13 protein-coding genes and 3 tRNA genes are annotated in these 18,021 nt (G+C 72.6%); 8 read left to right on the top strand and 8 right to left on the bottom strand.

Annotated features, from left to right (window positions below; translation table 11 throughout):
* The first annotated feature begins 14 nt into the window (after positions 1-14).
* The 5 genes from ACIRRU_RS13090 (at position 15) to ACIRRU_RS13070 (ending at position 8,924) form a co-directional block, all read left to right on the top strand.
* On the top strand, positions 15-2,252 hold the full coding sequence (locus tag ACIRRU_RS13090) for a DNA polymerase III subunit gamma and tau (RefSeq protein ID WP_403679311.1): 2,238 nt from the start codon (positions 15-17) through the stop codon (positions 2,250-2,252).
* Positions 2,253-2,604: 352 nt separating this feature from the next.
* Positions 2,605-3,855, top strand: a complete 1,251-nt coding sequence (purD, locus tag ACIRRU_RS13085; protein WP_403679309.1) for a phosphoribosylamine--glycine ligase — start codon at positions 2,605-2,607, stop codon at positions 3,853-3,855.
* A 436-nt stretch (positions 3,856-4,291) separates the two neighbouring features.
* Entirely contained in the window at positions 4,292-5,968 is a 1,677-nt protein-coding gene (locus ACIRRU_RS13080; protein ID WP_403679307.1) for a hypothetical protein, read from the top strand.
* 343 nt (positions 5,969-6,311) lie between these two features.
* On the top strand, positions 6,312-7,772 hold the full coding sequence (locus tag ACIRRU_RS13075; protein WP_403679304.1) for a N,N-dimethylformamidase beta subunit family domain-containing protein: 1,461 nt from the start codon (positions 6,312-6,314) through the stop codon (positions 7,770-7,772).
* 240 nt (positions 7,773-8,012) lie between these two features.
* Entirely contained in the window at positions 8,013-8,924 is a 912-nt protein-coding gene (locus tag ACIRRU_RS13070) for a phosphoribosylaminoimidazolesuccinocarboxamide synthase (RefSeq protein ID WP_403679301.1), read from the top strand.
* 69 nt (positions 8,925-8,993) lie between these two features.
* Here ACIRRU_RS13070 and ACIRRU_RS13065 read toward each other — a convergent pair.
* The 8 genes from ACIRRU_RS13065 to ACIRRU_RS13030 all read right to left on the bottom strand — a co-directional run bounded on the left by ACIRRU_RS13065 (position 8,994) and on the right by ACIRRU_RS13030 (position 14,327).
* Positions 8,994-9,066: transfer RNA gene (locus tag ACIRRU_RS13065), tRNA-Gly, on the bottom strand.
* Between the two features lie 23 nt (positions 9,067-9,089).
* Positions 9,090-9,719 carry a response regulator gene (locus ACIRRU_RS13060; RefSeq protein ID WP_403679298.1) on the bottom strand — a complete coding sequence of 210 codons (630 nt, stop codon included), beginning with the start codon at positions 9,717-9,719 and terminating at the stop codon, positions 9,090-9,092.
* Positions 9,720-10,017: 298 nt separating this feature from the next.
* On the bottom strand, positions 10,018-11,319 hold the full coding sequence (locus tag ACIRRU_RS13055) for a sensor histidine kinase (RefSeq protein WP_403679296.1): 1,302 nt from the start codon (positions 11,317-11,319) through the stop codon (positions 10,018-10,020).
* Between the two features lie 25 nt (positions 11,320-11,344).
* A complete protein-coding gene (locus tag ACIRRU_RS13050) occupies positions 11,345-12,175 on the bottom strand; it encodes an ABC transporter permease (RefSeq protein WP_403679293.1) in 831 nt (276 codons plus the stop codon).
* Complete coding sequence (locus ACIRRU_RS13045; RefSeq protein WP_403679290.1) at positions 12,172-13,260, bottom strand: ABC transporter ATP-binding protein; 1,089 nt, start codon at positions 13,258-13,260, stop codon at positions 12,172-12,174. Before ACIRRU_RS13045 ends, ACIRRU_RS13050 begins: the two co-directional genes overlap by 4 nt.
* Before the next feature lie 129 nt (positions 13,261-13,389).
* A tRNA-Gly gene (locus tag ACIRRU_RS13040) sits at positions 13,390-13,462 on the bottom strand.
* Between the two features lie 80 nt (positions 13,463-13,542).
* Positions 13,543-13,614 (bottom strand) — tRNA-Gly (locus ACIRRU_RS13035).
* Positions 13,615-13,991: 377 nt separating this feature from the next.
* Positions 13,992-14,327 (bottom strand): Lsr2 family protein, encoded by a 336-nt coding sequence (locus ACIRRU_RS13030; protein ID WP_403679288.1) that lies wholly within the window; start codon positions 14,325-14,327, stop codon positions 13,992-13,994.
* A gap of 421 nt (positions 14,328-14,748) precedes the next feature.
* Between ACIRRU_RS13030 and purS the strand changes: the two genes are divergently transcribed.
* The 3 genes from purS to purL are packed head-to-tail and all read left to right on the top strand — an operon-like array spanning position 14,749 to position 17,932.
* The gene (gene purS / locus ACIRRU_RS13025; protein ID WP_363203033.1) at positions 14,749-14,997 is read left to right on the top strand and encodes a phosphoribosylformylglycinamidine synthase subunit PurS; all 249 of its coding nucleotides are present in this window, start codon (positions 14,749-14,751) and stop codon (positions 14,995-14,997) included.
* Positions 14,994-15,674 carry a phosphoribosylformylglycinamidine synthase subunit PurQ gene (gene purQ, locus ACIRRU_RS13020; protein WP_363203034.1) on the top strand — a complete coding sequence of 227 codons (681 nt, stop codon included), beginning with the start codon at positions 14,994-14,996 and terminating at the stop codon, positions 15,672-15,674. The genes purS and purQ overlap by 4 nt, the downstream gene beginning before the upstream one ends.
* Complete coding sequence (gene purL / locus ACIRRU_RS13015) at positions 15,671-17,932, top strand: phosphoribosylformylglycinamidine synthase subunit PurL (RefSeq protein ID WP_403679286.1); 2,262 nt, start codon at positions 15,671-15,673, stop codon at positions 17,930-17,932. Before purQ ends, purL begins: the two co-directional genes overlap by 4 nt.
* Positions 17,933-18,021 lie beyond the last annotated feature (89 nt).

Below are 18,021 nucleotides of genomic sequence, written 5' to 3'. Positions count from 1 at the left end.
ATAACCTCGTAGATGTGTCGTCCCTTGCGCTGTACCGCCGCTACCGCCCCGAGTCGTTCGCCGAGGTCATCGGTCAGGAGCATGTCACTGACCCGCTCCAGCAGGCCCTGCGGAACAACCGGGTCAATCACGCGTACCTGTTCAGCGGGCCGCGTGGTTGTGGAAAGACGACCAGCGCGCGCATCCTCGCCCGCTGTCTTAACTGCGAGCAGGGGCCGACGCCCACCCCGTGCGGGGAGTGCCAGTCGTGTCAGGACCTCGCGCGCAACGGGCCGGGGTCCATCGATGTGATCGAGATCGACGCCGCCTCGCACGGTGGTGTGGACGACGCCCGTGATCTGCGGGAGAAGGCGTTCTTCGGGCCCGCCTCCAGTCGTTACAAGATCTACATCATTGACGAGGCGCACATGGTCACCCCGGCCGGGTTCAACGCCCTGCTGAAGGTGGTCGAGGAGCCGCCGGAGCACCTCAAGTTCATCTTCGCGACCACCGAGCCCGAGAAGGTCATCGGGACGATCCGGTCGCGTACGCACCACTACCCGTTCCGGCTCGTGCCCCCGGGGACCCTGCGCAGCTATCTCGCCGATGTCTGCGGCCGGGAGAACAGCCCCGTCGAGGACGGCGTCCTCCCGCTCGTCGTGCGCGCCGGTGCCGGGTCCGTCCGTGACTCCATGTCCGTCATGGACCAGTTGCTCGCCGGTGCGGGCGACGACGGTGTGACCTATGCCATGGCCACCTCGCTCCTCGGCTACACGGACGGCTCGCTGCTCGACTCGATCGTCGACGCCTTCGCCGCCGGTGACGGGGCCGCCGCCTTCGAGGTCGTGGACCGGGTCATCGAGGGCGGCAACGATCCCCGCCGGTTCGTGGCGGATCTGCTGGAGCGGCTGCGGGATCTGGTGATCCTCGCCGCCGTTCCCGACGCCGGGGAGAAGGGGCTCATCGACGCCCCCGCCGACGTCGTCGAGCGGATGCAGGGCCAGGCCTCCGTCTTCGGCGCCGCCGAGCTGAGCCGCGCCGCCGACCTGGTCAACGACGGCCTCACCGAGATGCGCGGGGCCACCTCGCCGCGCCTCCAGGTCGAGCTGATCTGCGCCCGGGTCCTGCTGCCCGCCGCCTTCGACGACGAGCGGTCGATGCAGGCCCGGCTCGACCGGCTGGAGCGCGGGGCGTCCGCGGCTGCCGCCTCCTTCGCCGCTCCGCCCGCCGCCGCGGCGCCCATGGGGTACGTTCCCGGCCCCGAGGCCCAGAGCCACGCCCCGGCCCCGGCCGCCCAAGCCCCTGGCGCCCAAACGCCCGCCGCTCCGGACGCGGCCCGTGCCCCTGTACGGGCCGACGCACCCGCCGCCCCGCCCGCGCCCGACGCCTACGCGCCGCCCGCCCCGCAGCCCCCCGCCGAGGCGCCCGCTCCCGCCCAGCGGCCCGGGTCCTGGCCCAGCGCCGGTGGTGGCGGGGACCAGGCCCGTCGCCCCGGCGGCTGGCCCACCGCCTCCGCCCCCGGCAGCGGACCGGCCCAGGCCGCCGTGCCTGCCGCCGCGTCCGTCGCCCCCACCGCCCCGGTCCCCTCGGCTCCCGCCACTCCGGCCGGGGGCGAGGGCGGCCAGAGCATGGCCCAGGGCGCCGCTCAGGTGCGGAACATGTGGCCCGACATCCTGGAGGCGGTCAAGAACCGCCGCCGCTTCACCTGGATCCTGCTCAGCCAGAACGCCCAGGTGAGCGGATTCGACGGGACCACCCTCCAGATCGGCTTCCTCAACGCGGGCGCCCGCGACAACTTCGCCAGCAGCGGCAGCGAGGAGGTCCTGAAACAGGCCCTCGTCGAGCGGTTCAACGCCCAGTGGCGGGTCGAAGCGGTCGTCGACCCCTCGGGCGGCGGCGGAACGTCCCCGTCCGGCGGTGCACGCCCCGCCCCGCAGTACCAGCCGGCCCCACCGCCCCCCGCCGCCCCGGTCGCGTACGAACCCCGGCCCCAGCACTCCGCTCCGCAGCAGTCCTCCGCCCCGGCCCAGCCGCAGCAGAGCCCGCCGCCCTCGCCGGGCCCCGGGTCCTCCCAGAACCGGGAGGCCGCGCCGCCCGCGCCGGAGGCCGCCCACCGTTCGTACGGGGCGGAGCCGCCGCGCCCCACGTCTCTTGAGGACGACGTTCCGGAGGACGATGATCCGGATCTCGTGGACTCCGCCCTGTCCGGCCATGACCTGATCGTCCGTGAGCTGGGCGCCACGGTGATCGAGGAGTTCACCAACGAGCAGTGAGCCGGAGGTAGGGGCCCGCGCCCCGCCCCCCCGCCTCACGCCCCGCATCTGCTGTTCCCCGCGCCCGCGCCTCACGCCCTGCGTCTGCCGTTCCCCGCGCCCCATGACCGCGTCCGTGCCTCACGCCCTGCGTATGCCATGCTGCGCGCCCCGCCCCATGTCTGCGCCCCGCGCCCCGCCCCATGGCGCCAGGCCTCTCTCGTTCCTCGGTCCTCCCTTCCCGGGGAACGGCCCCCCGGGGAACGGCACCCCCCGGGACCCACCGCCCGTACTCCCGGCCCCGCGGGTCTCCCCGGACTGCGTCCGCCGGTGGCCGTCCGGGGCTCCGCCCCCGGCGGCTAGGCTGCATCCCGTGAAGGTCCTCGTCATCGGCGGCGGCGCCCGCGAACACGCCCTGTGCCGCTCTCTGTCCCTCGACCCCGACGTCACCGCGCTGTACTGCGCCCCCGGCAACGCCGGCATCGCGGAGGTGGCCGAACTGCACCCGGTCGACGCGCTCGACGGTGACGCCGTCGCGCGCCTCGCGGCCCGGCTGGACGCCGGGCTGGTGGTCGTCGGCCCGGAGGCGCCACTCGTCGCCGGCGTCGCCGACGCCGTGCGCGCGGCGGACATCCCCTGCTTCGGCCCCTCCGGCGAAGCCGCGCGGCTGGAGGGTTCCAAGGCGTTCGCCAAGGACGTCATGGCCGTCGCCGGGGTCCCCACGGCCCGCAGCTACGTCTGCACCACCCCCGCCGAGATCGACGAGGCCCTCGACGCCTTCGGCGCCCCGTACGTCGTCAAGGACGACGGCCTCGCGGCGGGCAAGGGCGTCGTCGTCACCGAGGACGTCGACGTGGCCCGCGCCCACGCGCTCTCCTGCGACCGCGTGGTCATCGAGGAGTTCCTCGACGGCCCCGAGGTCAGCCTCTTCGCCATCACCGACGGCACCACCGTGCTGCCGCTCCAGCCCGCCCAGGACTTCAAGCGCGCCCTGGACGGCGACGAGGGCCCGAACACCGGCGGCATGGGTGCCTACTCCCCGCTCCCGTGGGCCGACCCCAAGCTGGTCGACGAGGTCCTGGAGACCGTCCTCGAGCCGACCGTCGACGAGCTGCGCCGCCGGGGCACGCCCTTCTCCGGGCTGCTGTACGCGGGTCTCGCGATCACCTCGCGCGGCGTGCGGGTCATCGAGTTCAACGCCCGCTTCGGCGACCCGGAGACCCAGGTGGTCCTCGCCCGGCTGAAGACCCCGCTGGCCGGTGTCCTGCTCGCCTCCGCCAACGGCACCCTCGACGTCCTCCCGCCGCTGAACTGGCGCGAAGACGCCGCCGTCACCGTGGTCATCGCCTCGCACAACTACCCGGACACCCCGCGCACCGGCGACCCGATCGACGGCCTCGCGGAGGTCGCGGCGCAGGACGCACCCGACGCGTACGTCCTGCACGCCGGGACGCGCGCCGAGGGCGACGCGGTCGTCAGCGCGGGTGGCCGGGTGCTCTCGGTCACCGCGACCGGTAAGGACCTCGCGGCCGCCCGCGAGCGCGCTTACACCGCGCTCGGCCGTATCCGCCTGGACGGGTCCCAGCACCGTACGGACATCGCTCAGCAGGCCGCCCAGGGCTGAGCCCCGCCGCCCGTCCGTCCGCCGTCCCGCCCCCCAGGGCCTGACCGGCTCGCAGCCCCTCCGTCCGCTCTCGTACGCCACCGGCGTGCGCCGTGGACGCGAGGGGCTGCCCGCTGCGTCGGCTCGCCCCGATACTGGCCCTGCGGCCTCCCCTCGGCCCTGCATGGGGCCTGCATGGGGCCTGCATGGGGCCTGCCCCATCGTCGCGAACACGTCAGCAGCTTTACCCAAAGCCATTCCATCGGGTGACGACTGGGCCATCCGGATGACGGCCGCCGAAGCCCCAACTAGGGTGCGGCGCAGGCGTTCCGGCACTTGGCCCACCGGCATTGCGATGTCAGTGGCGGGTGCCACAGTGGGGGAGTGAGCAACACCGCCGCGAAGGCCATGAGGGCCGAGAGGGCCGTGACGAGGGCAGAGGGGGTGACGTCCGGTCGTGTCAGGTATCGATGTGGGTGAGGAGCTGGGCACGCGGGCCGCGCAGGCCCGAGCGCTCGCCCTGCTGCGTATCCGCGGCAGGGCGCTGGCCGTGGCGATCCTGCCCGCGGCCGTGGCCGTCGTGCTGTTCGCCGCGGGCGCGCAGGGGCATCTGAGCGGCCCGGTCTGGGATGTGGTGCGCTGGGCGGTCCTCGGTGTCGCCGTCGTCGTGCTGCTGGTGAGTGTCCTGGTCGCGGTCTCCGTGGCGCGTGCCCGGCCCGCCGTGAGCCCGACCGTCCCCGTGCCGGAAGAAGGGGCCCCCGACCTCTACCGACTGGTCCGGGACCTCGCCGACCGGCTCGACGTCCCCGCCCCCTCCGCCGTGGCGCTCACCCCGGACTGCGACAGCTGGCTGGAGGACCGCACCCACCGCACCCACCGCACCCACCGGGCCCACCGCGCGGCACCCGGTGCGTCCCCGGCGGGGCAGGACTCCGGGCCCGTCCTGGTCATCGGCTCGCCGTTCCTGTGGTGGATGCGGGTCGCCGAGCTCCGGGCCGTGCTCGCCCCCGTCGTGGCGGGCACGGGTGCCTCGGCTCATCCCGACATAGCCGCCGCCCGCCGCTTCGTCCGGGGGCTGGACGCCGCGGTCGCCGACTCCGCGACCCCCGGCCGGGGCGCGGTCCGCCGGGCGCCGGGCGCCTTCGTCGGCTGGGTCGCCAGGCTGCTGCTCCGCGCCTGCCGGGGACATGCCGCCGAGATGGAGCGCTGCGTGGCGACGGCCGCCTCCATGCGCGCCCAGACGGTCGACTACGGGCTGCGCATCGCCGCCCAGGAGCAGGTCGGCCTGGCCTACGCGGGCTGGGACCGGCTGCTGACCCGGGTCGCGCTGCCCGCCTGGCGGATGGGGCGCTGGCCCTCTCGGCTGGACGCCGGGGTCGTCTCCGCGCTCACCGAACTCTCCCGCCGCGACCGGCTGGCCGACGGCTTCGCCTCCCGCCTGGGGGAGCGCCCCGCCTGCGATCTGCTGGAGGAGCCCGGTACGGCCGACGAGGCGGTGTCCCTGCTCGCGGCCCGGCTCTTCCACGGCGGCCCCGCGGAGAGCGGCCCCGACTGGGCGCCGGTGGACTGGCAGCAGTATCCCGACGAGGTCGTCGACCGGAAGTGGCGCGCCGAGGCCGCGCGGCTGCACCGGGTCCTCGACACCCTGGGCGTCCCTCCGGCCTCCGCGACCGACCCGGCCGTTCCCACCCTGGCCCGGGTCATGGAGCACCTGGCAGGTCCCGGTGGTCAGGGCGGCCCCGGTGAGGCGCTCGCCGCGGGCATCGACGCCGCGGTCGCCCGCGAGGAGGTGGAGGCCCCCTCGGCACGGCACCAGCAGCCCGCCGACGACGATCCCCTCGACCTCTGGGGCCCCGGCCCGCTGCCCCTCTTCCCGCTCCAGCCGCCGCGTACGGGCACGGAGCTGCTTGTCGACCACGTCGCGGCGATGGTCTGCTGCGCGGCCGTCGACACGGCGGGCGCCGCCCCCGGCCTGGACTGGCTGGACGGCCCGGCGCTCCTGGTCGACGGGGAACGCCGGTCGGACCTCGCGACGCCCGTCCTCAGCCTCGTGGAGGACGGTGATCCGGACCCCTTGCGCTCCTGGCTCGCCGAGGTCGGCGTCCGTACCGACAAACCGGTCAGGCTGGTGTGAACGGATGCGGGCGGCCGAGCCCCGCGTCCCGCCCGGCGGGCCATCGTCCTGATCGGCGGGCCACGCGCCCGCTGACCGGCCCGCACGCGCTCCGCTGACCCTGCGCCCGCACGCGCTCCGCTGACCCTCCGCCCGCCGCACCACGTCACTCCACACCGCACCCACAGCGGCCCGAAACCAGCCCTCATCCCGCCCTCGGAGCACGGAATCGGAGGCTTGTGTTCCGTTCTCGTCAATTCACGACGAACGGTGACGGGCTGCATGCGTTATGTGATGTGCTGGGGATCGGCGCTGTCATCCGGCGCATCGGAGTTGTCCGGGGGACGCGAGGGAGGGGCGCGGCATGGGGGCGGAGCAGATTCGCCGGTGGGAGTCGGGCGCCCTCGCGCACGCGGTGAGCGACCCTTTCGGACAGGGCCCGCTGCCCTGGCTGCGCGGCAGTGAGAACTACTTCGACGACACCGGTCAGGTCGTCCCCTGGTACGCGGACCCCGCGCTCGGCCGCGGTGCCGGTGGCGGCACCCGTACCGCGGACGACGTACGCAGACAGATCAAGGGTTTCGTCTCGCCCGGCGCGGCCGCTCCGGGCGAAGCCATCGACTTCCACATCACCGTCGACCCGCCCCAGCAGTTCTCCGTCGACGTCTACCGCATCGGTCACTACGGCGGTGACGGCGCGGCCAAGATCACCACGAGCCCGCGGCTCTCCGGCATCGTCCAGCCCCCGCCGTTGGCCGCCGACCGGACCGTCTCCTGCCACCACTGGTGGATGTCGTGGCGGCTCCAGATCCCGAGCTACTGGTCGGTCGGCGCGTATGTGGCCGTCCTGACCACCGCGGACGGCTACCGCTCGCACATCCCCTTCACCGTTCGCCACGACCACCCCGCCGACCTGCTGCTCCTGCTCCCCGACGTCACCTGGCAGGCGTACAACCTGTATCCGGAGGACGGCCGCACCGGCGCCAGCCTCTACCACGCGTGGGACGAACAGGGGCGGCTGCTCGGTGAGGAGGACGCCGCCGTCACCATCTCCTTCGACCGCCCGTACGCCGGGGCCGGCCTGCCGCTGCACGTGGGGCACGCGTACGACTTCATCCGCTGGGCCGAGCGCTACGGCTACGACCTCGCCTACGCCGACGCCCGGGACCTGCACGCCGGACGCGTCGACCCCAGCCGCTACCGGGGCCTCGTCTTCCCCGGACACGACGAGTACTGGTCGCTGCCGATGCGCCGGGCCGCCGAGCGCGCCCGGGACTCCGGCACCTCGCTCGTCTTCCTCTCCGCCAACACCATGTACTGGCAGGTGGGTCTCGCCCCCTCCGCCTCCGGTGAGCCCGACCGCCTGCTGACCTGTCGCAAGCGCCGGGGGCCGGGCAAGTCCGCGCTGTGGCGCGAGGTGGACCGCCCCGAGCAGCAACTGCTGGGCATCCAGTACGCGGGCCGGGTGCCCGAGCCCAGTCCGCTGGTCGTGCGCAACGCCGAGCACTGGCTCTGGGACGCCACCGGCGCGGTCGACGGCGACGAGATCGAGGGTCTGGTGGCCGGTGAGGCCGATCGTTACTTCCCGCGTACCAGCCTGCCCGAGCACGACAACCGCATCCTGCTCGCGCACTCCCCGTACGAGGACTCCGAAGGCGCTCTCCGCCACCAGGAGACCTCGCTGTACCAGGCGCCCTCCGGCGCGCTCGTCTTCGCCTCCGGGACCTTCGCCTGGTCTCCGGCGCTGGACCGCCCCGGCCATGTCGACGCCCGCATCCAGCAGGCGACGGCCAACCTCCTCGACCGCATCTGCAAGCGCGACTGAACCCGCACCCGCGATCAACGGTCACCCCGCACCCGACCCGACGCCCCGCACCCGCACCCGGCCCGCCGCCCCGACGCCCCGGACCTGCCCCGGCGCCCCGCACCCGGCCCGATGTCGACAGACTCCGCCGACCTGACCCCGTACACGCGGCGACAGGCCCCGCCGAGCCCCGTGCGCGTTCCGCCGTCTCCGTGCGCGACAATCGGAAACCGCTCCTGGATCAATCTACGCGGAGGCACCGTGTCCGGTTTTGTAGAAAAGCCCGAGCCCGTATCGGTTCCGGGCCTCACCCACCTGCACACCGGCAAGGTGCGTGACCTGTACCGGAACGAGGCGGGCGACCTGGTCATGGTGGCCAGCGACCGCATCTCCGCGTACGACTGGGTCCTGCCGACCGAGATCCCCGACAAGGGCCGCGTCCTGACCCGGCTCTCGCTCTGGTGGTTCGACCAGCTCGCCGATCTGGTGCCCAACCACGTGATCTCCACCGAACTGCCCCCGGGCGCCCCGGCGGACTGGGCGGGCCGCACCCTCGTCTGCACCAACCTGCGCATGGTTCCGGTCGAGTGCGTGGCCCGCGGCTATCTGACCGGCTCCGGGCTCGTCGAGTACGAGGCCTCCCGCACGGTCTGCGGCATCGGTCTCCCCGAGGGGCTGGTCAACGGCTCCGAGCTGCCCGGCGCGATCTTCACCCCGGCCACCAAGGCGGCCGTCGGTGACCACGACGAGAACGTCAGCTACGAGGAGATCGCCCACGCGATCGGGGTGGAGCAGGCCGCCGAGCTGCGGCAGACGACGCTCGACGTCTACCGCCGGGCCCGGGACACCGCCCACCACCGAGGGATCATCCTGGCCGACACCAAGTTCGAGTTCGGCTACGAGACCACCGAGGACGGCGGCGAGCGTCTGGTCATCGCCGACGAGGTGCTGACCCCGGACTCCTCGCGCTTCTGGCCCACCGCGACCTGGCAGCCGGGCCGCGCCCAGCCCAGTTACGACAAGCAGTTCGTCCGCGACTGGCTCACCTCGTCGGCCTCCGGCTGGGACCGGGCGAGCGAGACGCCGCCCCCGGCGCTGCCGCCGGAGATCGTGGACGCGACCCGCGCCAAGTACATCGAGGCGTACGAGGTGCTGACCGGCGCGAGCTGGTAGCCGGGAAGCCCGCCCCGGGCGCGGGAACGCGGAAGGCCCGGTCCGTGAGGACCGGGCCTTCCGATGCGGAGCGGACGACCAGGTTCGAACTGGCGACCTCAACCTTGGCAAGGTTGCGCTCTACCAACTGAGCTACGTCCGCAGTGCGCCGAAGCGCGCTGCCTACTATACCCATCCTCGCTCGCGGGCGAGACGCACCGCCGTGTGCCGGTTCTCCGCCCCGATCTTGCTGGCGGCCGAGGACAGATAGTTGCGTACGGTCCCCTGGGACAGCGACGCGCGTTCGGCGATCTCCGCGACCGGCGCCCCGTCCGCGGCCAGTTCGAGCACCTCGGCCTCCCGGGCGGTCAGCGGGGAGTCCCCCGCGGAGATGGCGTCGGCGGCCAACTCCGGATCGACGTAACGGTTTCCGGCGTGGACGGTACGGATGATCTCGGCCAGCCGCCGCGCGCTGACGGTCTTCGGCACGAACCCGCGTACGCCGGCCGCCAGCGCCCGCTTGAGGTGGCCGGGGCGGCCGTGGCTGGTCACGATCATGGTGCGGCAGTCGGGGAGTTCCTTCCGCAGGGATGTGGCGACCTTCACACCGTCCGCTCCCGGCATCTGGAGATCGAGGACGGCGACATCGGGCCGGTGGGCGAGGGCCATCGCGAGCGCCTCGGGGCCGCTCGCCGCCTCCGCCACCACGATCAGGTCCTCCTCCAGGGCCAGCAGCGCGGCCAGCGCTCCGCGGATCAGGTGCTCGTCGTCGGCCAGCAGGACCCGCAGGGGCCGGCCGGAGCCTTCGGTGGTCATCGCTCCTCCGTAACCGAGGTAGGGGTGATGGTCATGGCCCCCCATGCGGGGACCGTGCGAACGCCGCCACCGCCGGCGGCGCTCCGGGCAGTGCCTCTACGGACAGTGCCTCTCCGGACAGTGCCTCTACGAACCCCGCCGATGGCGGCGCTCAGGGCAGTACGTCTCCGGGCAGTGGCACGTCCATGGGTCCCGCCACCGATGCTCCGGGCAATGGCACGTCTACGGGTCCCACCGCCGATGCTTCGGGCAGTGGCACCTCCACGCGTCCCGTCGCCGCGCGCGGCGCGGAGTTCGGTCATCGTTCCTCCCCGAAGAGTGAGCGGCGGGGGCGGGGAGCCGTCACCGGGACCGTCGCGGTGACCCGGAACAGGCCGTCGCCGACCGGTCCCGCCTCCAGCGTGCCGCCCAGCGCGGCCAGTCGTTGGCGCAGTCCGGTCAGGCCGGAGCCGCCGGTGTCCGCCGGGCCGAAGGTCTGCGGGGCGTCGGTGACCCCGTCGTTCTCGACCTCCAGCGCGACCGCGTCCCCGGTCGTGGTGAGCCGGATGACGCAGCGCGTGGGGTCGCCGTGCCGCAGGACGTTGGTCGCCGCCTCGCGGACCACCCAGCCGAGGGCCGCCTGGACCGAGGCAGGCGCGCCGACCCCGGCCGGACCGTCGGCGCCCAGCACCGTGCAGGTGATCCCGGCCGCCTCCAACACGCCTTTGGCGCCCAGGAGTTCGGTGGGGAGGTCGGCCTCGCGGTAGCCCCGGACGACATCGCGGACCTCCTGCTGGGAGGCGCGGGCGATCCGCTGTACCTCGACCATCTGGTCCACGGCCGTCGCGTTCCCGCGCTGGGCCAGCTCCACGGCCAGTTCGCTCTTGAGCGCGATCACCGACAGGTTTCGGCCGAGCACGTCGTGCATGTCCCGGCCGAACCGCAGCCGTTCCTCCGCCACCGCCAGCCGGGCCTGCATGTCCCGGGCCTCCTCCGCCTGCCACATCACGCTCATGCTCCAGGCGCTGGGCCGGACCGAGGCGAGCACCAGCAGGACGACGACGGTCATCGACACGGCCGCCCCGACCAGCAGCCCCACGGGTACCCCGAAGGCCACCAGCAGCGCCACCAGCACCACCGTGAACGCCGCGCTGTGCAGCAGGTAGGTGCGGACGGGCACGAGAAGGACGTACGGGATGGCGAACGCCAACGGGACCTCCAGCACCAGCAGGGCCAGCCCCGCCTCCTTGAGGTCGCCCGTCGTCGCGAGCGCCACCAGCAGGCCGGTCAGCGCCCCGAGCAGCACCGTCGGCAGCCGCAGCCGCTGCCTGGGGAAGGGCGCCGTGCCCCGGTGGTGGGCGAAGGCGGCCCCCAGGTTGCGGTTGCTCAGGGCGCACTGGGCGATGTTCACGGCGAAGAACGCCGCCGCGAGGCCCGCCGCCACGGGCCCCTCGTCCAGGACGGGGAGCAGCGGCAGCAGGCCCCAGGAGATGAGGAAGACCCAGGGGAGCCCCCAGAGCGTCGCCTGGGTGTACAGGTCGATGCGCTGGAGCTTGGTGCGCTCCTGCCAGTCGCGCCGCCACTTCCGCGCTCGACCGATCACCTCGTCCAGCTCCCTCATGTCGTCCCCGCGGCCGCTTCGCCGCTCAGCCCCGCGGGTCCCATCGGAACCACCGCTGCACAGCAAACACCGCGAACGCGGTCCAGGCCAGCGCCGCCACGACGGCGGTGATCAGGTCGCCGGTCTCCACCCCGCCGAGCCAGCCGTGCCGTACGAGGGTCATCACGCCGGTCAGCGGCAGCAGCTCGAAGGCGGTGGCCAGCTTGTCGGGGAAGACGTCGAGCGGGACGAAGATCCCGGAGGCGAAGAGCGAGACGAAGAACAGCGGCAGCGTGGTGAGCTGCGAGGTCTGCACCGTACGGGTCACCGCGGAGGTCGCGGCGGCCAGCGCGGACATCATCACGAAGCCCACGAGCAGGCCCAGCAGGAACAGCTCCGGACGCTTCGGCGCACTCAGGTCGAAGGCGATCGCGCCTGCCACGACGAGCAGCACGCTCTGGAGGATCGCCAGGGCGACGGAGGGCAGCGCGGTGGAGATCAGGATCTCCCGGTCGGTGACCTCGCCGGTACGCAGACGCTTGAGGACGAGCTCCTCGCGCCGGGTGACGTAACCGGTGACGAGGTTCATGTAGACGACCTGGACCAGCACGATCCCGATGCCGCCGGTGAGCGCGGCGCCCGCGACGGAGAGCCCGGTGCCGCCCAGGTCGATCTGCCGGAGCGAGGCGCGGATCGAGAAGATCATCACGATCGGCAGCACCAGGGCCAGGAAGATCGCGGACCGGTTGCGGATCAGCAGGATCAGCTCGGCGCGGGCGAGCGCGTTCAGCCGTCGGAAGGAGGCGGACCAGCCGGTGGGGGACGGGGTCCGCCCAGGGGCCGGGCGCCGGTCCGCGAGGGTGGTGGGCGTGGTCATGCCGTCACCTTCTTCGTCTCGTTCGTCGTGCCGTCGGTGGTGCCGTGCGCGGTCCGGCCGGAACCGGCGTGCCGCCCTCCGGCCCGGCGCGGGTCCTCCGCCCGGGAGCGGAGCTGGGTGTTCGCGATCTGGAGGAACGCCTCCTCCAGCGATGCGGAGCGGGCGTCGAGCGCGAGCAGTTCCACGCCCGACTGCTGGGCCCAGCCGAGGAGTTCGTGCAGGGTCTCCTGGAGCGTGGAGGTGCGGATCTCCACCCGCTGACCCTCCGCTCCGGCCCGCAGCGTGAGCGGGAGGTGCCCGGCCGGTACGCCGTCGGGGAGGGTGAAGCGGATGCGGGCCGGGTGCGCCGCGGTGACCTCGGCGGTCGTCCCGGACGTCACGATCTGCCCCTGGTGCATGATCGCCAGCCGGTCCGCGAGCGACTCGGCCTCCTCCAGGTAGTGCGTGGTCAGCAGGACGGTCGTGCCGGACTCCCGCAGGGCCCGGATCAGGTCCCAGGTGTCGCGCCGGCCTTCGGCGTCCAGCCCGGTCGTCGGCTCGTCCAGGAACAGCACCTCGGGCCGGGAGGTGAGGGCCAGCGCCAGGTCCAGGCGCCGCTTCTCGCCGCCGGACAGCTGCTTGACCCGCACCCCGGCGCGGCTGCTGAGCCCGACCATCTCCAGGGCCTCGGCGGCGGGACGGGCGCCGGTGGTGCACGCCGACCACATCTGGGCGGTCTCCAGCACGGTGAGGTCGGAGGGGAAGCCGCCCTCCTGGAGCATCACCCCGGTCCGCGGCCGGACGGCGGAGCGCTCGCGGAACGGGTCGTGGCCGAGGATCCTGATGGTCCCGGAGGTCGGCAGGGCGAGGCCTTCGAGGAGTTCCACGGTGGAGGTCTTGCCCGCACCGTTCGTCCCGAGGAGGGCGAACAGCTCACCGCGGGCCACGGAGAAGGAGACGCCCGAGACGGCCTCGAAGCCGTCCTTGTAGCTGCGGTGAACCCCGTCCACCGCGATCACCGTCTCCGCCGTCGCGGCTCCCGCGGGCGCCGCCGCCGGGAGCGGGCCACCGGCGCTTCGGTCGTTGAGAAAGTCGTCGCTGGTCATGTTCTCAGCGTGTCCCCGGACCGGGTCCGCGGGCAGTGCGCGCTGTCACCGCTGCTCATGACAAACGTCATGGGCTCCAGGAGAACGGCGAAGGCCCCGATCGGCGGGCGATCGGGGCCTTCGACTCTGAGCGGACGACCAGGTTCGAACTGGCGACCTCAACCTTGGCAAGGTTGCGCTCTACCAACTGAGCTACGTCCGCGTGCGACCACTCGGCTTTCACCGGTGGAGCAGGCACTACCCTACCTGATCCAACGGAGTGGGCCCGGAGAGGTCGTGCAGAGCGGGTGACAGGAATTGCACACTGCGCCTTCCCCCTGGAAGGGGGATGTTCTACTACTGAACTACACCCGCACGCTGCTTCGGGATCCGGCTTTGCGGCCTCGCCCCTCGGCGTGCTCCAGACTCTAGCCGACCTGCGGGGGTGTCGCGCAAGTCGGCTCCCGGCGGGTCCCGCGGAACGGACCTCGGGGAGGGTGTGCGCGGCGCGGCGCACGCCGCCGCGCACCGCGTCCCGCCGGGCCGGACGCCCCGTCGCGCGGAGCCCCGCACCCCGTCTCCCACCGCACGCGCCCCGCCTGACGGAGCGTCCGCCGCCGGGGCTCCGGGGGCCGGGGATCCGGACCTTGGCCCCGGAGCCCGGCGGTGGACGCCCGGGGGCCCGGACCCTGGAGCCCGGCGCCCGGCAGTGGACGCCCGGTGGCCGGAGCCCGGCGGTGGACGCCGCGCTCTCAGTCGGACGCCTGGAACGCCTCGTAGACCTTCTTCGGGATGCGGCCGCGGGCCGGCACCTCCATGCGGTGCGAGCGGGCCCAGGCGCGGACGGCGGCCGGGTCCGGTGCGAGGGCGGTGTGCTGGAAGGCAGCGGGCGTCCTGCCGTGCTTGGCGGCCTTTGTCTGCTTTCGGCCGGCCGCCATGTAAGGCGCCAGGGCCTTGCGCAGTTTCTTCGCGTTGGCGGGATTGAGGTCGATCTCGTACGTCTTCCCGTCCAGGGCGAAGGTCACCGTTTCCGCCGCTTGTCCTCCGTCGATGTCGTCGGAGAGTGTCACCACTACGCGCTGGGCCACGGATTTCGGTCCTTTCCTACGGCATCGGCGCGTATCGCGTGCGCGGAGGCCGGCCTTCCGGCTGTCAGGCGGGCGGAGGCGGATCGACGTGCTGTCGACTGTTCCGTTGTCCCCGGGCAATGCTGCATTCCCCGGTAATCATTTGTACAGCGGTGGGTGCCGCATTGTGAAGCCCCGGCAATTGCCTCCGCGTGTCCGTGTGCAATCCGTGTGCAATCCGGGCGTGATTTTTTTCCGTACATTTTCCCGTGCGGTGTCGCGGTCGATATCCCGGCGTGATCGGTCGGCATCCCCGTGAGGTCCTGGCCACCCGATATCTACCCGCGTAGAAATTTTGGGCAGGTACGCTGAGGGAACCCGCGGGGGTCTGGGGAACCCCCCGGAGAGACAGCCGCACCACACCACCACACCGGGAGTGCCAGTGGCACGCGTCGTAGTCGACGTCATGCTCAAGCCCGAGATCCTCGACCCGCAGGGACAGGCGGTGCAGCGCGCACTGCCCCGTCTCGGCTTCGAGTCGATCGCGGACGTCCGTCAGGGAAAGCGTTTCGAGCTGGAGGTCGAGGGGCCGGTCGACGACGCCGCCCTCGCCCGTATTCACGAGATGGCCGAAACGTTCCTCGCCAACACCGTCATCGAGGACTTCGTCGTGAAGGTGGAGGAGAAGTGACCACCCGTATCGGCGTCGTCACTTTTCCCGGCACCCTCGACGATCAGGACGCCCTGCGGGCCGTGCGGATCGCGGGCGCCGACCCCGTACCGCTGTGGCACCGCGACAAGGACCTGCACCAGGTCGACGCGGTCGTGCTCGCCGGTGGCTTCTCCTACGGGGACTACCTCCGCGCCGGGGCGATCTCCCGCTTCTCGCCGGTGATGGAGACCCTCATCGAGCAGGCGAAGGCCGGGATGCCGGTCCTCGGCATCTGCAACGGATTCCAGATCCTGACCGAGGCGCACCTGCTTCCCGGCGCGATGCTGCGCAACAACCACCTGCACTTCATCTGCCGCGACCAGCGGCTGCGGGTGGAGAACGCGCGGACCGCCTGGACCGCTGACTACAGCGACGGCCAAGAGATCAGCGTCCCGCTCAAGAACATGGACGGCCGCTACACCGCCGACGAACGCACGCTGGACGAGCTGGAGGCCGAAGGCCGTGTCGCCTTCCGCTACCTGGACGGCAACCCCAACGGCTCGCTCCGCGACATCGCGGGCATCACCAACGCCGCGGGCAACATCGTCGGCCTGATGCCGCACCCGGAGCACGCCGTCGAGCCGCTCATCGGCACCGGCCGCACCGACGGCCTCGGTTTCTTCACCTCGATCATCAAGAAGCTGGTCAACGCATGAGCCTGGACACGGTCAAGCACGCGGCCGAAACCCCGGACGCCGGGCAGCCCTGGAAGGAGCTCGGCCTCAAGGAGGACGAGTACGCCCGGATCCGCGAGATCCTGGGCCGCCGCCCCACCGGCGCCGAGCTCGCCATGTACTCCGTGATGTGGTCCGAGCACTGCTCGTACAAGAGCAGCAAGGTCCATCTCAAGCAGTTCGGCGAGAAGGTCCCCGCCAACGACGCGATGCTCGTCGGCATCGGCGAGAACGCGGGCGTCGTCGACGTCGGCCAGGGGTACGCGGTCACCTTCAAGGTCGAGTCGCACAACCACCCCTCCTACATCGAGCCCTACCAGGGCGCGGCCACCGGCATCGGCGGCATCGTCCGCGACATCCTCGCGATGGGCGCCCGCCCGGTCGCGGTCGTGGACCCGCTGCGCTTCGGCGCGGCCGACCACCCCGACACCAAGCGCGTGCTGCCGGGCGTCGTCGCGGGCATCGGCGGCTACGGCAACTGCCTGGGCCTGCCCAACATCGGCGGCGAGGTCGTCTTCGACTCCTGCTACCAGGGCAACCCGCTGGTCAACGCCGGGTGCATCGGCGTGATGAGGCACGAGGACATCCACCTCGCCCAGGCGTCGGGCCCCGGCAACAAGGTCATCCTGTACGGCGCCCGCACCGGTGGCGACGGCATCGGTGGCGTCTCCGTGCTGGCCTCGGAGACCTTCGAGGCTGCCAATCCCGACGGGGTCACGGCCAGTCGCCCCGCCGTCCAGGTCGGCGACCCCTTCCAGGAGAAGCTCCTCATCGAGTGCACCCTGGAGATCTTCAAGGAGAAGCTCGTCGCGGGCATCCAGGACCTCGGCGGCGCCGGGCTCTCCTGCGCCACCAGCGAGCTGGCCTCGGCCGGTTCCGGCGGTATGCGCGTCGAGTTGGACACCGTGCCGCTGCGCGACTCCTCCCTCTCGCCCGAGGAGATCCTCATGAGCGAGTCGCAGGAGCGCATGTGCGCGATCGTCGAGCCGCGGCACGTGGACCGCTTCCTGGAGATCTGCGAGAAGTGGGACGTCATCGCCACCGTCATCGGTGAGGTCACCGACGGCTCCCAGCTGGAGATCTTCTGGCACGGCGAGCAGATCGTGGACGTCCCCCCGCGCTCGGTCGCCCACGACGGCCCGGTCTACCAGCGCCCGTTCGCCCGCCCGTCCTGGCAGGACGCGCTCCAGGCGGACGACGCGGGCAAGCTCGCCCGCCCGGCGAACGCCGCCGAGCTGCGCGAGCAGGTCCTCAAGCTGGTCGCCTCCCCGAACCAGGCCTCGAAGTCCTGGATCACCGACCAGTACGACCGCTTCGTGCAGGGCAACACCGTCCTCGCGACGCCCGAGGACGCGGGCATGGTCCGCATCGACGCCGAGTCGAACCTGGGCGTGGCGCTGGCGACCGATGGCAACGGCCGGTACGCCAAGCTCGACCCGTACACCGGCGCGCAGCTCGCGCTCGCGGAGTCGTACCGCAACGTCGCCGCCTCCGGCGCCAAGCCGCTGGCCATCTCGGACTGCCTCAACTTCGGTTCGCCCGAGGACCCGGACGTGATGTGGCAGTTCGCCGAGGCCACCCGCGGTCTCGCGGACGGCTGCCTGGAGCTGGGCACCCCGGTGACCGGCGGCAACGTCTCGCTGTACAACCAGACCGGTGAGACGGCGATCCACCCGACGCCGGTCGTGGCCGTGCTCGGCGTGATCGACGACGTGAACCGGCGTACGCCGGTCGCCTTCGCGCAGGAGGGCCAGCTCCTCTACCTGCTGGGCGACACCCGTGAGGAGTTCGGCGGCTCGGCCTGGTCCGAGGTCGTCCACGGCCACCTCGGCGGACTGCCGCCGAAGGTGGACCTGGGGCGCGAGAAGCTGCTCGCGGAGATCCTCATCTCGGCCTCGCGCGACGGCATGATCGACGCCGCGCACGACCTGAGCGACGGCGGTCTGATCCAGGCGGTCACCGAGTCCTGCCTGCGCGGCGGGAAGGGCGCCCGGCTGGTCGTCCCGGACGGTCTGGACGCGTTCACGTTCCTGTTCTCCGAGTCGGCGGGGCGCGCGGTCGTCGCGGTCCCGCGCAGCGAGGAGCTGCGCTTCACCGACATGTGCGGCGCGCGCGGCCTGCCCGTCGCCCGCATCGGTGTGGTGGACGGCGAACAGGTCGAGGTACAGGGCGAGTTCAGCATTCCGCTGAGCGAGCTGCGTACGGCGCACGAGGCGACGATCCCGGCGCTGCTCGCCTGAGCCCGGTCGCGTCACCGCGCACGTCCGAAGCCCCCGCCCGGGTCCTCCCCGGCGGGGGCTTCGGCTTTCCCGCGCGCACTCTTGATGGA

Origin of the sequence: Streptomyces sp. NPDC101181 (genome assembly GCF_044767975.1) — a bacterium.
Lineage (GTDB): Bacteria > Actinomycetota > Actinomycetes > Streptomycetales > Streptomycetaceae > Streptomyces.
Note: the sequence above shows the minus strand (reverse complement) of the source record. Positions and strands in the feature narration are given on the sequence as shown.